Source organism: Roseovarius sp. MMSF_3359 (assembly GCF_030733385.1).
Lineage (GTDB): Bacteria > Pseudomonadota > Alphaproteobacteria > Rhodobacterales > Rhodobacteraceae > Roseovarius.
Genome location: NZ_JASHJC010000010.1, coordinates 153,424 through 171,562 on the forward strand (window position 1 = coordinate 153,424; position 18,139 = coordinate 171,562).

19 protein-coding genes and 1 tRNA gene are annotated in these 18,139 nt (G+C 59.9%); 11 read left to right on the forward strand and 9 right to left on the reverse strand.

Annotation, left to right across the window (positions count from 1 at the left end; genetic code table 11):
- Window positions 1–3 precede the first annotated feature (3 nt).
- From RBB29_RS15295 to RBB29_RS15310, 4 genes are all read left to right on the forward strand, one after another.
- A complete protein-coding gene (locus RBB29_RS15295; protein WP_306114538.1) occupies window positions 4–708 on the forward strand; it encodes a B12-binding domain-containing protein in 705 nt (234 codons plus the stop codon).
- A 103-nt stretch (window positions 709–811) separates the two neighbouring features.
- Window positions 812–1,027, forward strand: a complete 216-nt coding sequence (locus tag RBB29_RS15300; RefSeq protein ID WP_306114539.1) for a hypothetical protein — start codon at window positions 812–814, stop codon at window positions 1,025–1,027.
- Between the two features lie 2 nt (window positions 1,028–1,029).
- Window positions 1,030–1,353, forward strand: coding sequence for a YbjQ family protein (locus RBB29_RS15305; protein ID WP_306114540.1), 324 nt, complete (start codon window positions 1,030–1,032; stop codon window positions 1,351–1,353).
- On the forward strand, window positions 1,340–1,981 hold the full coding sequence (locus RBB29_RS15310; RefSeq protein ID WP_306114541.1) for a DUF1638 domain-containing protein: 642 nt from the start codon (window positions 1,340–1,342) through the stop codon (window positions 1,979–1,981). Before RBB29_RS15305 ends, RBB29_RS15310 begins: the two co-directional genes overlap by 14 nt.
- A gap of 16 nt (window positions 1,982–1,997) precedes the next feature.
- On the opposite strand, the gene RBB29_RS15315 is transcribed toward RBB29_RS15310, so the two are convergent.
- Window positions 1,998–2,414, reverse strand: a complete 417-nt coding sequence (locus RBB29_RS15315) for a SufE family protein (RefSeq protein ID WP_306114563.1) — start codon at window positions 2,412–2,414, stop codon at window positions 1,998–2,000.
- Window positions 2,415–2,543: 129 nt separating this feature from the next.
- On the opposite strand from RBB29_RS15315, the gene RBB29_RS15320 reads away from it, so the two are divergent.
- A complete protein-coding gene (locus tag RBB29_RS15320) occupies window positions 2,544–3,053 on the forward strand; it encodes a hypothetical protein (RefSeq protein WP_306114542.1) in 510 nt (169 codons plus the stop codon).
- 96 nt (window positions 3,054–3,149) lie between these two features.
- On the opposite strand, the gene rnd is transcribed toward RBB29_RS15320, so the two are convergent.
- From rnd to RBB29_RS15340, 4 genes are all read right to left on the reverse strand, one after another.
- Window positions 3,150–4,307, reverse strand: a complete 1,158-nt coding sequence (gene rnd, locus RBB29_RS15325) for a ribonuclease D (RefSeq protein WP_306114543.1) — start codon at window positions 4,305–4,307, stop codon at window positions 3,150–3,152.
- Window positions 4,308–4,388: 81 nt separating this feature from the next.
- Window positions 4,389–4,982 (reverse strand): phosphoribosylglycinamide formyltransferase, encoded by a 594-nt coding sequence (gene purN, locus RBB29_RS15330; protein WP_306114544.1) that lies wholly within the window; start codon window positions 4,980–4,982, stop codon window positions 4,389–4,391.
- Window positions 4,979–6,025 carry a phosphoribosylformylglycinamidine cyclo-ligase gene (gene purM / locus RBB29_RS15335; protein ID WP_306114545.1) on the reverse strand — a complete coding sequence of 349 codons (1,047 nt, stop codon included), beginning with the start codon at window positions 6,023–6,025 and terminating at the stop codon, window positions 4,979–4,981. The genes purN and purM overlap by 4 nt, the downstream gene beginning before the upstream one ends.
- Before the next feature lie 31 nt (window positions 6,026–6,056).
- Entirely contained in the window at window positions 6,057–6,353 is a 297-nt protein-coding gene (locus RBB29_RS15340; protein ID WP_306114546.1) for a hypothetical protein, read from the reverse strand.
- Between the two features lie 101 nt (window positions 6,354–6,454).
- Between RBB29_RS15340 and RBB29_RS15345 the strand changes: the two genes are divergently transcribed.
- Window positions 6,455–6,531 (forward strand) — tRNA-Ile (locus RBB29_RS15345).
- Window positions 6,532–6,686: 155 nt separating this feature from the next.
- On the opposite strand, the gene RBB29_RS15350 is transcribed toward RBB29_RS15345, so the two are convergent.
- The 4 genes from RBB29_RS15350 to RBB29_RS15365 all read right to left on the reverse strand — a co-directional run bounded on the left by RBB29_RS15350 (window position 6,687) and on the right by RBB29_RS15365 (window position 13,317).
- Window positions 6,687–7,700, reverse strand: coding sequence for a serine protease (locus RBB29_RS15350; RefSeq protein WP_306114547.1), 1,014 nt, complete (start codon window positions 7,698–7,700; stop codon window positions 6,687–6,689).
- 679 nt (window positions 7,701–8,379) lie between these two features.
- Window positions 8,380–9,564, reverse strand: a complete 1,185-nt coding sequence (locus RBB29_RS15355) for an iron-containing alcohol dehydrogenase (protein ID WP_306114548.1) — start codon at window positions 9,562–9,564, stop codon at window positions 8,380–8,382.
- Between the two features lie 122 nt (window positions 9,565–9,686).
- Window positions 9,687–12,017 (reverse strand): molybdopterin guanine dinucleotide-containing S/N-oxide reductase, encoded by a 2,331-nt coding sequence (locus RBB29_RS15360; RefSeq protein ID WP_306114549.1) that lies wholly within the window; start codon window positions 12,015–12,017, stop codon window positions 9,687–9,689.
- A 409-nt stretch (window positions 12,018–12,426) separates the two neighbouring features.
- On the reverse strand, window positions 12,427–13,317 hold the full coding sequence (locus RBB29_RS15365; protein ID WP_306114550.1) for a LysR substrate-binding domain-containing protein: 891 nt from the start codon (window positions 13,315–13,317) through the stop codon (window positions 12,427–12,429).
- A gap of 115 nt (window positions 13,318–13,432) precedes the next feature.
- On the opposite strand from RBB29_RS15365, the gene psrA reads away from it, so the two are divergent.
- Genes psrA through RBB29_RS15390 form a run of 5 tightly spaced genes read left to right on the forward strand, consistent with a single transcriptional unit; the run spans window position 13,433 to window position 18,003 of the window.
- Complete coding sequence (gene psrA / locus RBB29_RS15370) at window positions 13,433–14,560, forward strand: iron-containing alcohol dehydrogenase PsrA (protein WP_306114551.1); 1,128 nt, start codon at window positions 13,433–13,435, stop codon at window positions 14,558–14,560.
- A gap of 53 nt (window positions 14,561–14,613) precedes the next feature.
- Window positions 14,614–15,510 carry a phosphate/phosphite/phosphonate ABC transporter substrate-binding protein gene (locus tag RBB29_RS15375; RefSeq protein ID WP_306114552.1) on the forward strand — a complete coding sequence of 299 codons (897 nt, stop codon included), beginning with the start codon at window positions 14,614–14,616 and terminating at the stop codon, window positions 15,508–15,510.
- 57 nt (window positions 15,511–15,567) lie between these two features.
- Window positions 15,568–16,320, forward strand: a complete 753-nt coding sequence (gene phnC, locus RBB29_RS15380) for a phosphonate ABC transporter ATP-binding protein (RefSeq protein WP_306114553.1) — start codon at window positions 15,568–15,570, stop codon at window positions 16,318–16,320.
- Window positions 16,321–16,322: 2 nt separating this feature from the next.
- A complete protein-coding gene (gene phnE, locus RBB29_RS15385) occupies window positions 16,323–17,144 on the forward strand; it encodes a phosphonate ABC transporter, permease protein PhnE (protein WP_306114554.1) in 822 nt (273 codons plus the stop codon).
- 10 nt (window positions 17,145–17,154) lie between these two features.
- On the forward strand, window positions 17,155–18,003 hold the full coding sequence (locus tag RBB29_RS15390) for an ABC transporter permease (protein WP_306114555.1): 849 nt from the start codon (window positions 17,155–17,157) through the stop codon (window positions 18,001–18,003).
- Window positions 18,004–18,139 lie beyond the last annotated feature (136 nt).

Here is an 18,139-nt window from a genome sequence, read left to right on the forward strand (position 1 = left end):
GTAATGTCAGACGAAGAAGACGACATCATCCTGTCGGAACTGGACGACGAAGAACTTGTCCAGCAGATGTTCGATGACCTTTACGACGGTCTCAAAGAAGAGATCGAAGAAGGCGTCAACATCCTTCTTGAGCGCAAGTGGGAACCCTACAACATCCTGACCGAGGCGCTGGTTGGCGGGATGACCATCGTCGGCAAGGATTTCCGCGACGGTATCCTCTTCGTGCCCGAAGTGCTTCTGGCTGCGAACGCGATGAAGGGCGGCATGGCCATCCTCAAGCCGCTTCTGGCCGAAACCGGTGCGCCCCGCGTGGGCAAGATGGTGATCGGCACCGTCAAGGGCGACATTCACGACATCGGCAAGAACCTTGTCAGCATGATGATGGAAGGCGCCGGTTTCGAGGTGGTCGATCTGGGCATCAACAACCCGGTCGAGAACTACCTTGAGGCGCTCGAGACCGAGGAGCCCGACATCTTGGGCATGTCCGCCCTGCTGACCACGACCATGCCGTATATGAAGGTCGTGATCGACACGATGGTCGAACAGGGCAAGCGCGATGACTATATCGTCCTGGTGGGCGGCGCCCCCCTGAACGAGGAATTCGGCAAGGCCATCGGTGCCGACGCCTATTGCCGCGACGCCGCTGTTGCCGTGGAAACCGCCAAGGATTTTATGTCGCGCAAACACAACCAGGGCGCAACAGGCTAAGCCCAAGGGCGGGTCAATTGGCGAATGAAAACCAAAGCCCTGCCCCTGCGGCAGGGTTTTCTTGTTTGGCGGGCATGCCTATCTCAGGGGAAAGGAGATCGAAATGCCATTGGACAAACTGGTGCTGATCCTTGTTTGCGTCTGCATCGCGGCGGGGGTGACGGTCTGGCTCGGCCTGTTGCTGGCGGCGGCGATCAACATTCCCTATGGCTGGACCGCGCTTATCCCCGCGGCGCTGGTCGGTTACGTGATTTACCGTGTCATCGCCGAACGGGTGGGGAATGCCGAAGAAGACCACTATGACAAGATGGATCACTGACAATGCTGCTTGCAACCACACCGGACATCGCGGGACGTGAAGTCGTCGAAACCCTCGGGCTTGTGCGCGGCTCGACCGTCCGGGCCAAACACCTGGGCACCGATATCGTGGCCAGCCTGAAAAACCTCGTGGGCGGCGAAATGCGGGGCTATTCCTCGTTGATGGCCGGAGCCCGGGAGCAGGCGATTGACCGGATGGTGGTGCAGGCGCAGGAGCTTGGCGCTGACGCCATCGTGGCGCTGCGCATGGAAACCTCGTCGATCAAGGGCGGGGCATCGGAGATCGTGGCCTATGGTACAGCGGTGCGCCTCAATGCTGCCCAGTGACGAAACCCTCACCCAGGAAGGGCTGAGCACGACCGGCAAATCCGGGCGCATCCTGCTGATCGCCTGCGGGGCGCTTGCGCGCGAGATCCTGGCGATCAACAAGGCCAATGGCTGGGATCACATGACGCTCGCCTGCCTGCCCGCCAAGTACCACCTCTACCCCGACAAGATCACCGAGGCGGTCGAGGAGGCGGTTGCGAAACACCGCGCCGACTATGACGAGATCTTCGTGGTTTATGCCGATTGCGGCACCGGCGGGCAATTGCAGGCGAAATGCGCGGAACTTGGCGTCAAGATGGTCGCGGGGCCGCATTGTTATTCGTTTTTCGAGGGTAATGAGGCCTTTGCCGAGCGCACCGAAGAGGGTGAAATCACCGCGTTCTACCTGACCGATTTCCTGGTCAAACAATTCGATGCTTTCGTGTGGAAACCCATGGGCCTTGACCGTCATCCGGAATTGCGCGACATGATATTCGGGAATTACACCAAGCTGGTCTACCAGGCGCAGATCAAGGATGACGCCCTCGTCGACAAGGCCCGCGAGTGCGCCGAACGGCTGGGTTTGACCTTTGAGTACCGGTTTACCGGCTACGGCGATCTGGAAACAGCGCTGCGGGATTTGTCGTAAAGCGACGAGGCTCGCCTCAGCCCTGCGCCTCTTCGGCGGCCACGAGGCGGATACGTTCGATCATCGACCGCAACCCGTTGGAACGTTGCGCCGACAGGTGATCGTTGAGACCAAGACGCGCCAACTCACCGCCCGCATCGACGCGCGGCACGTCCGCCACCGGCAGCCCGTTATAAAGCGCGCGCAGCACCGCGATCAGCCCGCGCACGATCAGCGCATCGCTGTCGCCGTCAAAGGAAAACACACCATTCTCGATCCGTGGATGCAGCCAGACCTGGCTGGCGCAGCCGTCGACCTTGGTGGACGGCACCTTGAGCGCCTCATCCAGCGCATCCATCGCCTTGCCATGGTCGATGACATAGCGATAGCGGTCTTCCCAATCCTCGAGGAATTCGAAATCGGCAACGATGTCTTCAAACGCGGCGGTGGCCATGGTCTTGCGGTCCTTCAGATGATGCCAAAACACCTAAGCGCGCACCCGCCAAAGGTCCAGCCCCACCTTCTGTCTTTTCAACGCGGACGTGATGGGGTAACCCGATGGAAGGTAAAGGGGGCAGGTTCGATGCGGACATTTGTTGCAGTTCTGTTGATTTCGTCGATTGTGTTGTCTGGTTGTTCGCGCCTGCGCGACTCGCGGCTGAACCCGGGCAACTGGTTCGGCGGCAGCCGGTCGGTACCGGTTGCAACGACCACCGATGCGGCCAATCCACTGATCCCCGAACGGACCACGATCCGCCGCCGGGACCGCCGCGAAATCTATACCGGCACCCCCGTGGATCAGATCACCGACCTCAAGGTCGAACGCACCACCGCGGGCGCCATCGTGCACGTGAGCGGTATCTCGCTGCGGCAAGGGGCGTTTGACGTCCGCCTGATTTCCGACACCGAAGGCGATCCGGTCGATGGCGTGCTGACCTTCAAACTCCTGGCGGTGCAGCCCACCAACCAACCGCAAGGGCAGCCCCGGCAACGCACCATCCACGCGGCGCGCTTTGTCTCCAATAACGATCTGGCGGCCACCCGGACGATCCGCGTGATCGGCGCCCGGAACGAGCGGGTCACAAAACGCTAAAAATCCTGAACACGTAAAGCTGCCTGAAATCAAAGATTTCAACGCGGTGCGTGGTGTTTGGTCCCGCAGATGGTGCGTCGGATGCTGTAGCGCAGCCTAAAGTTCGATGATCTTGATGGTGCTGCCCGCCGCGGTCAACGCCACCTCGCCCTTGCAGAGGCGCAGGGCGTCCTTGCCGAACACATCCGCCCGCCAGCCCGAGAGCGACGGAAGATCACGGATACCGGCGGCAATCTGGTCCAACTCGGCCGCGTTCGCGATGAGCTTGGGCGCGACGCCATAGCTTTCGGTCTTGGCTTTCAGAAGCACCCGCAAAAGATCCGCCAGCGCCGGGTTGACCTGCAGCTTGTCCTGCCTTGTATCGGCCTTGGGCTGATCCTTGGGCGCGCAGGCCAGCCCCGCCTTGACCGCCGCCAGGATGCCGTCGGCGATCTCTCCCTTGCGGGCCTCTCGCAGAAGAAGGCGCGAGCGGCCCAGATCCTGATGCGTCGCCGGTTTGGTCGAGGCCAGCTCGACAAGCGCGTCATCCTTGAACACCCGGTTGCGCGGCACATTGCGCGCCTGCGCGTGGCTTTCGCGAAACTGCGCCAGCTCGCGCACGATCGCCAGGAACCGGCCCGAGTTGTTGCGCGTCTTAACCCGCTTCCAGGCATCTTCGGGATGGGTGATATAGGTGTCCGGATCGGTCAGGATACTGAGCTCTTCGGCCACCCATTTCTCGCGGTTGTTCTCGCGCAGCTTCTCGGCCAGGAACTCGTAGATCCCGCGCAGATGGGTCACATCGGCCAGCGCGTAGCTCTTTTGCGCGTCGGTCAGCGGGCGGCGCGACCAATCGGTGAAACGCGATGTCTTGTCGAGCTGCTGCTTGGCGATCTTGCGCACCAGCGTCTCGTACCCCGCCTGCTCGCCGAAACCACAAACCATCGCCGCCACCTGCGTGTCGAAAAGCGGTATCGGTATCACGCCGGCATCGACATAGAAGATCTCGAGGTCCTGCCGCGCCGCATGAAATACCTTGACGACCGATGGATCGCGAAAGAGCTCGTAAAGCGGCTCAAGCGACAGATCTCCTTCGAGCGGATCGACCAGAACGGCGTCATCCTCGTCGTCCCCAGGCACCGCAAGCTGCACCAGGCACAGCTTGGAGTAATAGGTCCGCTCGCGCAGAAACTCCGTATCGACGGTCACATAATCATGGGTTGCAGCTTTTTGACAGAAGGCAGCCAGGTCCTGGGTCGTGGTGATCGTTTTCATATGGTTTTTTCTGACTTTCCCGACGGTCTTGGAAGGTTCGTGTATAGGCCTGCGCGCGACAAATGCAACTGCCCCGGAAGGTTAGGGTAGCGAAATCATCCGCCGGTCACCGGCCGCAAAGCGCCGCAGCACCGCCGGGTAGAGCACATGTTCCTGCGCCAGCACCCGCGCTGCCAATATCTCGGGCGTATCGCCGTCCAGGATCGGCACGCGGGACTGCCCCAGGAGCGGCCCGTCATCCAATGCGGGCGTGACCTCATGCACCGTGCATCCTGCCTCCTTGTCGCCCGCTTCAAGGGCGCGCGCGTGGGTGTTCAGGCCACGGTATTTCGGCAGAAGCGAGGGGTGGATATTGATCATCCGCCCCTGCCAACGGCTCACGAACCCCTCGGTCAGAACCCGCATGAACCCCGCCAGACAAACGATATCGGGACGGGCCTCCATCAGGCGCGCATGCAAGACATCCTCGAACGCAGCCCGATCCTCGCCATGGGGGCAGTGATCCACCACGGCGGTTTCAACTCCGCGGTCAGAGGCTTTCTGCAACCCACCCGCATCGGCGTTATTCGACAGGACCAAGCAAGGCTGCGCTGGGTGATCGCCCACCATGCTCTCGACCAGCGAAACCATGTTGGACCCGCCCCCCGACAGCAGGATCGCCACCCGTTTCGTCAAATCAGCGCCCCGCTATAGCGCACACCGGGCGTGTCCGTGATATGGCCCAGCCGGCAGACGGTTTCGCCCGCCTCTTCAAGCAGCGATTGCAAGCCATCCGCGCGGTCAGCATCAACCGACAGCACCATGCCGATACCGCAGTTGAAGGTCTTGAGCATCTCGGCCTCGGCCATGCCGCCCTGATCCGCCAGCCATTTGAAGACCGGTGGCAGCGTCCAGGCGTCAAGGTCGATGGCCACGCCCATTTCGTTGGGCAGAACCCGCGGGATGTTCTCGGTCAGGCCACCGCCAGTGATGTGGGCCAGCGCATGCACGCCCCCTGCCCGAACCGCCGCAAGCGCCTGTTTCACATAAAGCCGCGTCGGCGTCAGCAGAGCTGCACCAAGCGACCCATCGGACCAGGGGCAATCAGCGTCCCAGCCCAACCCCGACATATCGACCAGCTTGCGCACGAGACTATAGCCGTTGGAATGCACCCCGTCGCTCGCCAGCCCGAGCAGGACATCACCCGCAGCGACGCCTGCGGGCAGGTCCGCTCCCCGCTCCATCGCGCCCACTGCAAAGCCCGCGAGGTCGAAATCACCATCCGGGTACATGCCTGGCATCTCCGCTGTTTCACCACCGATCAGCGCGCAGCCCGAGCGCACGCAGCCCTCGGCGATGCCTTCGATGATCCGCGCCGCGCTCTCGGTATCGAGCTTGCCGGTGGCAAAATAGTCGAGGAAGAAAAGCGGCTCCGCCCCCTGACACACGAGGTCATTGACGCACATCGCCACCAGGTCGATGCCCACGCCATCCACGTTGCCGGTATCAATCGCGATACGCAGCTTGGTGCCAACCCCATCGGTCGCAGCCACAAGGATCGGATCGACATACCCCGCCCCTTTGAGATCGAAAAGCGCGCCGAACCCGCCCAGCCCCGCCATGACACCAGGTCGCGTCGTCCGCTTGGCCGCCGGTTTGATCCGGTCCACCAACGCATTGCCCGCGTCGATATCCACACCGGCATCGGCATAGGTCACACCGTTCTTTTTCTGGGTCATTTGGCCGCTCCGCTTGGGTCTTGCGGCTTCTCTAGTCCGCTGCCCCGCGCCGGGCAACCAGAAACCGTGCCGCAACCGGGAAAACCATCGCGTAAATCAATGTGACAAGCACGGGAACCAGCGCGAGCAACAGGATCAGGTCGATTGACGGCCGCTCTCGCAAGTAATCACCAATCAGCAAGCCCCATAGATACATGCCCCAGCCCAGAGCGGATACCAGCAAGACCGCCGCCGAGTCCGGTGACGCCGCGCGAAAGTCGGCCCAGACCGTTTGCAGGCCAAGCAAGACCGGGATTGAAACCGCGAAAAAGATCAAGACGTCCCGCATGCCGCCTCTTAGGCGAAAAAGGCTCGCCCGGTCCAGCGCGGGAAATGCAACCACAGACGCTTGACCTCAGCAGGAATGCTTTCTACCACGGGCGACAGGTCGGGCCTGTAGCTCAATTGGTTAGAGCAGAGCGCTCATAACGCTTTGGTTGGGGGTTCGAGTCCCTCCGGGCCTACCACCCTCTTCAGGCATTTGAAATCATTGTTTTTTTCCTGCGAGGTGTTGGCTAACCAATATTGGTCAGCCAAATTTCTTATAATGTATTGAATTTATTCAAACATGGCAGTCCAACAAGGAGTGCCATTCTCGTGCTACTCTTATTTCACGTACACTCTAAGTCGCCTTCAGTGAAAGAAGAAATTCGCGAATGACATGGGCTGGCAATGCAGCGTTGACGTTGTAAGAGTCCTTATTGTGTTTAGCCTCCAATGCGTCAGTTACCATCCCTATACATAAACCTGCTTCATCCAGAATCGGACCCCCGCTATTTCCAGGCGCAACCATATTGGAAATCAAGAGCCGGGGTTCGTTGTGATAGGTTTCAACGACGGCATTCAGCTCGCCCGCATGCGCCAATAGATATGCCTCCTTTGTTCGGGCTACATGCGGATAGCCTAAGGTAATTGTTTTAGAGAAAACTGGGGCGCTTCCATGCGGAAAAATTGGTATCGGGTTTCCAGATATTGTTACTGGCATGGCGGCGAGATCTAACTTGGTATGGAAGTACCATTCATCTCGCAAAGGTTTGTAAGTTGTGCCTTTGGGAGTACCGAAAGAAAGAAACATATTTCCTTCTGCAGGATCGATGACATGTTTGGCAGTAACGACTACGTGGTCAGAAAACTCGGTATTGCCTATTGTAAGAAAGCCGGTTCCTATATTTTTATCACCATCTTTTTCTACAAAGATCGGAGGTACGCTGGCTTGATACTTCTGTACTATATGTGACGGCCCCAACATTAAGTTGTCGATGATGCCAAGCTCTGTCAGAGATTTTATCGCGTCTTTTTTCCAAAAATAACGTGGCTTGGGTCCATAACGATCGAATAACTTGCGATCCATTACGACTCCAGCATTACATAAGTTTGTCAGCATCCTCGTTATTGCATCAAGCCTGACGTTTACATCGTTCATAAGAGCAGAAACTAAAAAGAAGAAATCGTGACCATCAAAACAACCTGCTTCTAAACTCTCTTTGTTGAGGTTGTAGTTCGGTGTTGCAGCCAATCGCGAATTGACTAGAGCTTTGTATTCATCTTCTTTTTGCGTGAGGCCAATTAGTCCAATTACGGCTTTGATTTCATTCTTGGAATAAATGCTGTTGATTTCCATGTATTTGGCACTCATCTGTCCAACCCTCAAATTGCATGCAATTTAAATTACTTGTGCCGTTGGTATTGGGATTTAGGAGTTAAATTCCACCAACAACCTTAAGCAATTCTGGGTTAGCCATGTTAAAAAAACAACTTGTTAGATCAACGTGCATTTATTCAACGTTAGCCAACTTAACTGATTGAATTTAATACCACTCCGTATTCCCTCCGGGCCTACCATGATGCCGTTTGCGATCGGTTCGTCTTTACCTGCCCTCTCTCCGCCCCGTCAATTCTCCCGATAAATCAAACGGATGACTCTACCCTCCCGCTGGCGATACCCTGCGAATGCGGGAGCGTCTTGAACCGCGGGGAGGGTCCATGTCAGTGCAGGTTGCGCGAGATTGGCACGACAGCCGGTCCCTGGTGGATGATGTGTCGCGGATCCAGGAACGGTACGTCGATCAAATCGCCACCCCGCCGCCGAGGCATGCACCACGCGGGAGCGCGCATAGATCATCGCGTCAAAACCGTTCTGGCAGCGCAGCTCCGCCGCCTTGTCCTTCGGCGCAACCCCATCGTCCAACTCAACACAACAATATCCACACCGCTGGCCAACGCCTTCAAAAACATCTCGGGCCGCACACCAGGCGTGAAAATGAAACTACGTCTTGGACGAAACATACGGTCAGACATCAAAACTTCCGATACATTCATCGGGCCTTTGCGATGGCGATTTCGACCAGATTGCGCACCTCATCCGCTGTCGCAACACGGGGGTTGGTACCGGCGGCGCTGTCGTGCATCGCCTTCTCCGATATCCGCTCAGCGCAGTCAGACGGGACACCGATTTCCCCGAGCGATGTCGGGATGCCAATCTCGTCAAGCATCCGCTCAATCTCGGCAATGAACGCCTCGACCGTGCGATCCTGCAACCCCATGGCGTCGGCCATCCGCGCCACCTTGCCCTCCAGACCGGGAAGGTTGAAGCGCAGCACGACCGGCAGGATGATGGCGTTGGTCAGCCCGTGTTGCGTGTCATACTCGGCCCCCACCATATGCGAGATCGCATGTACCAGCCCCAGCCCTTTGAGGAACGCGACACCCGCGAGGCACGATCCGACCAGCATCCCCCCGCGCGCCGCGACATTCCCTGGCTCGCGCATGACCACGGGCAGCCACCTCGCGATAAGCGCCAACCCCTCCAACGCCATACCGTCGCAAAGCGGATTGAACCCCGGCACGATATAGGCCTCGATCGCATGGGTCATCGCGTCGGCCCCGGTCCAGGCCGTGAGGTTGGCCGGCAGGGCAACGGTCAACTCCGGGTCGAGCAACGCCAATGCGGGCCTGACGTCAGGGTGGTCAATGCAGAACTTCATGCCCTTTTCCACATGGGTGACCATGGCCGTGGCCTCGGTCTCCGCGCCGGTCCCTGCGGTCGTCGGGATGGTGATGAGTATCGGAAACGGTTGAGCCGCCCCGAGTTCTGGCACCGGCTTGAGGTAGTCGAAATCCCACAGATCGACATCGTTATTCGCCGTCAGGCAGATGGCCTTGCCACCATCCATCGCACTGCCGCCGCCGATGGCAATGATCGCATCATGCCCGCCGACGCGATATCGCGCGCGCCCCGCACCGATCTCGTCATCGCGCGGGTTGGGAGAGATGTCGGAAAAAAGATCACACCGAAGCCCGGCATCGGCAAGAAAGCCCTTCAGCGCGCCGATAAAGGGAAGGCCCGCACTGCCCCGGTCCGTGACGATGAGCGGATTGCGCAGCCCCATCGACCTACAGCGCGTTCCGATCTCGGACAGGCGGCCGGGACCGTAGGCAATGGGCACGGGGAAAATCCAGTCCTGCGGTGCCAACAGCTCGGCTTCGGTATTGGTGTGCATGGCGTCTCTCGCTCAGGGGTCGGGGCGTTCGGGGATCGTGCGGGCGCCAAAAGGCGATTGTTCGAAGGCGCCGGGGCTGATCGCCACGCTGTTTGACAGATCAGACGCTTCCTGTAGCTCGCTCATTCTTGAACCTCGGGGGCGTCGGGTGTTTCCGGTCGCAAGATTTCGGGCGCGTCATGGGCCGTGACCGTTGGCGGCGCGCCGGTATAGCGTTCGATCTCGACCAGGCAGGAATGCGCGCTTGGTCCCTGCCCCAGCTTCGACGTCCCCTTATCACGAGTCAGCACATTGGGGTTGCCATGTTTGCAGAGCCCGGTCTCATCCGGATCGTACCAGGCGCCAGTGCTCATCTGCACCACGCCGGGGCGCAGATCCGCGTCGGTCACAACCCCACCCAGACAGGCGCCACGGTCATTGAAGAGCCGCACAATGTCACCGTCCTTCAACCCGCGCGCGGCGGCGTCTTCGGGGTGGATATGGACCGGTTCACGGCCCGCGACCTTCTTGGCGCGGCTTACACCGCCATGGTCAAACTGCGAATGCAGCTTGTCCTTGGGCTGGTTCGACAAGAGGTGGAGCGGGTAGCGATCCGCGTTGCCGAGCCATTCATAGGGCGCGCGCCAAACCGGATGACCGGGGCAATCGTCATACCCGAAATCCGCAACGGTCTGAGAGAAGATTTCGATCCTGCCACTGGGCGTCGCAAGCGGATTGGCCACGGGATCGGCGCGAAAATCGCTCAGCATCACAACCGGATCGGGGGGATCGTCGAGTTTGAACCAGCCTTTTCGAATGAAGCTCTCATAGTCGGGGATATCAATTCCCGCCCCCCTGGCCCGGGTGATCGTCTGATCGTAGATTTCCCGCTGCCATTCGGCAGAGCTGCGCCCCTCGCCAAAGCGGTCCTCGACACCCATCTCGCGGGCGATGCCTGCGAAGATTTCGAAATCATCGCGCGCCTGACCGTAGGGCTCGGTCAGTTTCGACATCGACACGACATAGGGATCGCGCGGGGTCATGGCGATGTCCTGCCGCTCCAGCGGCGTCGTGCAGGGAAGCACGATATCGGCGCGTTTGGCGAGGCTGTTCCAGCACCATTCATTGGCGATCACCGTTTCGGGGCGGGTCCAGGCCTCCATCAGCAGGTTCAGATCCTGATGGTGGTGGAACGGGTTGCCCCCCGCCCACCAGACCAGCCGGATATCGGGGTATTCATAACGCACCCCGTCGAAATCGAAAGGTTCCCCGGGCCGAGTCAAAAGGTCGGTGATCCGCGCCACCGGGATGAAATCACTGACCGCGTTCTTGCCTTGTGGGAAGGAGGCGCCCGGCAGGATGGTGAACCTGCCGCCGATGAAGTTCATCGCGCTATAGCCGAAACCGAAACCGCCGCCGGGCAGGCCGATCTGCCCCAGCATCGCCGCCAGCGCGATCGCGGCCCAGAACGGTTGTTCGCCGTGGTCCTGCCGGGTGAGTGACCAGCTTACGGAAATCATCGTGCGTTCCGCCGCCATGCGGCGCGCCAAGGCGCGGATCGTCTCCGCCGGGATCTCGGTGATGTCCGCCGCCCAGTCGGCGGTCTTGGCGACGCCATCACTTTCGCCCATGACGTAGGACAGGAATTGACCGGACCCGACCGTGTACCGCTCAAGGAAGGCGTAATCGGCCAATCCTTCGGCCTCCAGCGTGTGGGCCAGCCCGAGCATCAGCGCCACATCGGTATTGGGTCTCAGCGCCAGCCATTCGCCGCCCACCTCGTCCAACAGGTCGGACTTGAGGGGGCTGATGTTGACGAAATCAATCTCCGCCCGCCCCGCCGCAAGCAGCGCGTCGCGTTGAATATGACAGCCTGTCCCGCCCTGGCTGATCTGTCCGTTCTTGAGGGGCACACCGCCGAAGCAGACAAATAGCTGCGTGTTGTCGCGAATGGAATCGTAGCTGGTGCAGGTATCGAGATAGGCGCGGAAACTGCCGAGGATATGGGGGACCATCGCCTCGGCCGCGGCGAAGCTATAGGTGAATTTCGACCCGGTATAGCCGCCGATGCAGTTGAGAAACCGTTTGAGCTGACTTTGGGCATGGTGAAAGCGCCCGGCACTGGCCCAGCCATAGGAGCCGCCGAAGATCGCGCGATTGCCGTGGGTCTGACGCACGCGGGTCAACTCTGCCGCCACCAGCTTGTTGGCCTCCTCCCAGCTCACCTCGACGAAAGGATCGCTACCGCGCAGGTCGGTCCGCGTCCCCGGCCCGCCTTCGAGCCAGCTTTGGCGTACCATTGGCGCGTCAATCCGTGTGGGACCGTGTTGCACATCCAGGATGCCGGGTCCGATGGGCGACGGATCGCGGTCATGCTCGAAGGGCAGCAGTTCCTGCACCCGGCCATTGCTGACCCGGGCGCGGTAGGTTCCCCAATGGGAACTCGTGAGTGGCAGGTCCTGATGTTTTGTCATGTTGTCCCCTGTCCCAATTCTTCCTGACGCTCCCGGCTCCATGCGGTGATCGGTCGGTCGATGATGGTGGCAGTTATAGCCATGCCGATTCTGGCGATGATGCCAAGCCCTAAGTCACCATCGCTGCGCCCGTTATGGACGATCGACCCCAACCCGTTCGTCCCCAAAAACACCTTCGGGCCGGCAAGGTCGCGACCGGCCCGCGGTCTCCGTATCGGGCATGTCGGATCGGGTATGCCCGGTTGGATCAGCCCGGTGATTGGTCGGGCTGAGGGGTTTCCCTGCGATCCGCTGGACTTGAGACGCCTGCCCCGCGGATTGCCGCTTGAGCCGTCACGGAGTTCGCCAAAACGATAAACTCCAAACGCCAGAGCATCGACGCCGACCACGAAAGGCGACGTACTGCCGGTCAAACAAGCGCGGTTGTCTGGTCCGCCCGGATGCGATTGATTGCCACCTCGCAAAAGGAATCGATCAGCCGCGACTGCCGGCGTTCAGCCAGGAATGCGAGGTAGTACTTCGTCTGCACTTCGACATCCGTGATCGGGATCGCGCGAAGGTTGGGGTGCGGCACAAATTCGAAATCCGCCACGAAGCCAAGGCCAAGCCCCTGCTCGACCGCTTTCCAGATCGCCTCGCGGCTACCCAGTTCCAGAACCGTCTCGACCGACACACCGCGCTGCTGAAGCGCCGTTTCAATGGCCACGCGGGTGGTCGAGCCCGCTTCGCGCCGGATCACCTTCTGCCCTTCCAGATCGGCAATCGTGATGCTGTCGCGGTCAAAAAACGGATGATCCGAATTCACGAAGATCACCACGTCATGGGCGCTGTAAGGCAGGGTCTTGACCCGCGGGTCCGCCGGTACCTCGGCAATGATGCCGACATCGGCCTCGAAGGCCAAAATCCGTTCAAAGCAACGCGATGAGTTGCCAAACCGCACTTCGATGTCGATCAACGGATATTTCTGCTTGTAGGCCACGATCATGTCCGTGGCGTGAAACGGTCCAACGGCCGCGATATTGAGCGCACCCGCGTTGAACCCACGAAAGGAATCGAGCAGGTTCTCGGCGTCCTGCTCGGCCTGGTCCAGCCGCGACGTGATCTCGAAAAGCTCCCTGCCCGGCACCGTCAATTCGACCTTGCGCCCGAAACGGCGGAACAGATCGACACCGTATCGTTCCTCCAGCGCCTTTACCTGCGTCGACAATGTCGGTTGACTGATATGGAGCGCTTTGGCGGCACGGGAGAACCCTCCGTGACGGGCCACAGCGTGGAATGACCGCAAGGCAAGTTTAATCATTCACCCAGTATATAGTTAATATACAAATAATCAATTTGTTAGATATCTGTTTTCACCTCACACTGCGGTGCAACGAACCAATCCAGTTCGGAACCCACCATGTATGAGGGATGCCATGTGGACATACAGCAATCCGGTCAACGTCACTTTCGGATCCGGCACGTTTGAAAAGATTGCTGATCTCATCAACGGGCGGCGCTATGCGCTGGTGACCTATCCGGAGCCGCCCTTCGCGGCTCTCTCGGAAAAGCTGCAGGCCGCAGCGGGCGCGCCCGTTCTGACGATTTCCGATGTGGCCCCCAATCCCGATTACACGCTTCTTCAAGATCAATGCGCGCGGTTTGCGGAGAACATTGAGACCATCGAGGTCATTGTCGCCCTGGGTGGCGGCTCGGTCATCGATTCGGCCAAGGTGTTTGCAGCGGCAAACGGTGATTTCGGCCATGTCGCGCGCTATCTGGAAACCAAGACCGGCGCAGATGCCCTGTCCTTTCTCCCGGTTCTCGCCGTCCCGACAACCGCCGGCACCGGCAGCGAGGTCACCTGCTGGGCGACCGTCTGGAACGAGGCGCAGGGCAAGAAATTCTCGCTTGCGCATCCAAGTCTCTACCCGGAAACCGCGCTTGTCGACCCGCAACTCATGCTGGAAAAACCCATCGGCCTGACGATGGCGACGGGGCTTGATGCGCTCTCGCATTCGTTGGAAAGCATCTGGAACGTGAACGCCAACCCGGTCTCCGCACGCCACGCGGTTGCGGCGTCGAAGCTCATCATGCGGGCCCTGCCCGGCGTGATGCGGGATCCGGGCAATCTGGACCTGCGCAGTGACATGGCGGAGGCGTCGCTGAGCGCGGGGCTGGCGTTTTCGAATACGAAAACCGCCATCGCACATAACCTGTCCTATCCGATCACCCTCGGTTGGGGTGTCCAGCACGGCATCGCCTGCTCGTTCACCCTGCCCACGGTCTTGCGGTCGGTCATCGGGATGGGCGGTTTCCGCGAGGCGGCCCTGCAGGAGATCTTTGGCGCCGATCTCAATGCCGGGGCGGACCACCTGGCGACATTCCTCAACGATCTGGGTGTGGGCACACGTTTCGCCGATCATGGCATTCCGCACCAAAGCTGCGCCGGCATCATCGACGAGGCCTTCGCCGGGGAACGCGGCAAGAATTTCGTCGGCACCAAGGAAAACTTCATCACCGCCGCTGAACAGCAGGATGTCATCAGATTGTCAGCCGCGTGAACGACAAGGCGGGAACAACCCGCCACTATCCATCCAACACGAAGGAGAAAGAAATGAAATTTAGCAACGTTATCAAACTGGCGATTTCCGGTGTGGCGATTGCTGCGGCCGGGGCAGTCGCTGCCAACGAGTGCAAGAACCCGGAGGTCTTGCGGTTTTCCATGATCCCGACCGAGGAAACCACGCAGGAACTGTCACTTTACGAGCCCATGGTGAACCAGCTTGAGGCCGCCACGGGCAAGGAGGTCGAATTCTTCCTGCCCACATCCTATGCCTCCGTCGTCGAGGCGATGTTGGGCGGGTTTGTCGATATCGGCATGCACGGCCCCTATTCCTACGTGATCGCCCAGGAAAAAGACCCCACCCTCAAGGTCTTCGCCACATATGCCAAGCACCCCGGCCATTTCCAGGAGGAAGGCCCCGGCTACAAGGCCGTGCTGGTCTCGCGCTCGGATTCCGGGATCGAGAAGATCGAGGATCTCGAAGGCAAGGTCGTCGGTTTGACCGACCCGGCCTCGACCTCGGGCAACCTGCTGCCGCGGGTGTCGTTTACCGATGTGATCGGCGCACAGCTCGAAGATCACTTCTCGCGCGTGGTCTACACCGGCGGCCATGACCTCTCGGCGATTGCCGTGCTGGAAGAACAGGTTGACGTCGCATTTGTCGCCACCCACCGCCTCGACAACGTGATTGATCGCGGGCTGGCCAAGATGGAGGATTACAACGTGATCTGGTCCTCGCCGGTCATTCCGCAGGATCCCTTCGTGGTGTCGGGCAAGCTCTGCGATGACCTGGTGGATCAGATCACCGGTGCGTTCCTGACACTAAGCGAAAGCGAGGAAGGCCAGCAGTATCTCGAAAACGTCAACGCCAGCAAATTCGTCGCCATGACGGATGAGGACTATGACATCATTCGGGCCCTCAAAGCGGCCAAAGACGCCAAGAAGTAAGGCAAAGCCCGGTCTGACCCGCGCAATCGGGTCGGACCGTCGGCAGGGAGGAATGACATGGCTGTGTTGACCGTCAAGGACCTGAAAGTACGCTATAGCGCCAAGGGTCCGGAAATTCTCAAGGGCATTGATTTCGAGGTGCAGGATGACGATTTCCTCGCCATCATCGGGCCAAGCGGTGCCGGCAAATCAACGCTGATCCGTTGCGTCAACCGCCTGGTGGAACCGACCGCTGGCAGCATCCGCCTCCTGGGTGAAGATGTCTGCAGCCTGAACGCCAAGGCCCTGCGCAACCTGCGCCGGAATGTCGGCATGATCTTTCAGGAGTTCAACCTGATCAACCGCATGTCGGTCATGGATAACGTGTTGTCGGGGCGCCTGGGATATACCGGCAATATCCGGTCCTTTTTCCGTGCCTTCCCGCAGGACGACGTGAAACAGGCGCTCTACTATCTCGACCGTGTCGGCCTGAGCGACCACATCAACAAGCGCGCCGATGAGTTGAGCGGCGGTCAGCGACAGCGCGTCGGCATCGCCCGCGCCCTGATGCAACGTCCGAAATTGCTTTTGCTGGATGAGCCCACTTCGGCACTTGACCCGAAGATTTCCCGCGAGGTGATGGCGCTCATCCGCGACATCGCGCGCGAACTCAAGGTCCCGGCGCTGTGCAACATTCATGATGTGCAACTGGCCAAGGAATTCTGCAACCGGATCATCGGGTTGCAAGACGGCTACAAGAAATTCGATGGCGCCACCGAGACCATGCGCGACGCTGATCTGGATGTCATCTACGAGATGGAGGTACTATAGGCATGACTGCCATCGACGTCTCTCCGGCAGCACTTGCGCAGCAAGGCGACCTGCGCCGCAAACGGTTCCTCAAGATGGGCCTGATCTGGGCGCTCGTGCTGGTCTTCATCGGGTGGTGCGTGCAGGGAACCATCATCGAAGATACCGACTGGTCCCGCATCGGTGGCCGCAATGGCATTCTGGCCTCGGTTGGCCGGTATTTCAGCCTCGATCTGGGCCTGCTGCCCGAGTTGGTAATACCGACCCTGGAGACCTTCATGATGGCCTGTGTCGGGACGGTCCTGGGGTGCTTCTTCTCCCTTCCGGTCGCGTGGCTGGGGGCGGCAAACGTGACACCCAGCAAGGCGATCCTCTATCCCGTGGGCCGCTTCCTGATGGTGCTGAGCCGCTCGGTGCACGAAATCGTCTGGGCGCTCATCTTCGTCAGCGCCGTGGGCCTGGGCGCCCTGCCCGGCATTCTGGCCATCGCGATGCGCTCGGTGGGTTTCATCTCCAAGATCACCGCAGAGGCGATCGAAAACATCGACGCCAAGCCGGTCGAGGCAATCCGCGCCGTGGGCGGCAACCAGTTTCAGGTGATGTATTACGGCATCCTGCCGCAGATCTATCCAGTGGTCCTGGCCACGGTGATCTTTGAATGGGACATCAACATCCGCCGCTCCGCGGTGATGGGACTGGTCGGCGCCGGTGGCCTTGGCCTGCTCTTCTTCCGCCAGATGAACAGCTTCAACTACAGCGGCGTGTCGATGGTGATCGTCGCGATCCTGCTGCTGATCCTGCTGGGTGAAGTGATCTCGCATTACCTGCGCAAAGCCGTGATCTGAGGGGGTAGAGATGACCGAACAAACCACCACACCCGACACAATCGGCGCCGCAGATGCACCCAAGTGGTCGCGCTACAAATACCCCGAATCCCTCTACAAACACGGCACGCTCCTGCTCATCCTGTTGTTTCTGGGCTATTCGCTCCATTTCCTAAATGTCGATATCGGGCTGCTCATCGGCGCGCTCGGCCGGTTCGCCGGTGTCGTCAGCGACCGCTACTACCCGCCGGATCTCGAATACGTGCTCGACTGGGGCTATCTCGCATCCATTCTCGATACGCTGCAAATGTCGTTTCTCGGCGGGTTTGCGGGCGTATGCCTGGCGATCCCCCTCGCCTGGTTCTCGGCCTGGAACGTGTCACCCAATCGCCGCGTCCTGTTTCCGCTGGGCCGCCTGGGTGTGATCTCCTGCCGGGCCATTCACGAAACCATCTGGACCATCCTCTTCGTGTCGGTTCTGGGCTTCGGCATGCTGGCTGGGGTCAGCGCACTGACAATGTTCTGCATCGGGTTTGCCGGAAAGCTCTTCGCCGATGAGATCGAAGCGATCGACATGGGGCCTGTTGAGGCCATGCGTGCCGCTGGTGCCAGTTCTTTCCAGGTCTTTCTTTTCGCCGTTGTCCCGCAAGTCCGCGTCGCCTTTACTGGCATCGCCATCTACACTTGGGACGTGGCCTTTCGTGCGGCGACCGTCGTCGGGTTCTTCGGCGGCGGCGGCATGGGCTGGTACCTCAAGCGCAACGTGCAGCAGCTCGAAAACCTGCGGGTTGCGGCAATCATCCTGTCGATCATCGTCATGGTGCTGATTGCCGAGTTTCTCTCGGGATGGCTGCGCGCGGCGGTGAACCGGGCGAAGTAATCAAAACACTCAAAGGATACGGGGCGACAGCACAAGCGCCTCCTGAACTGAAAGGAATTGACATGAACATTCAGTTGCCGGTTTTGGCGAATGATCGGGAGTATTTGGTGCCGAAGGTTTGTGCGGTTGCGATATG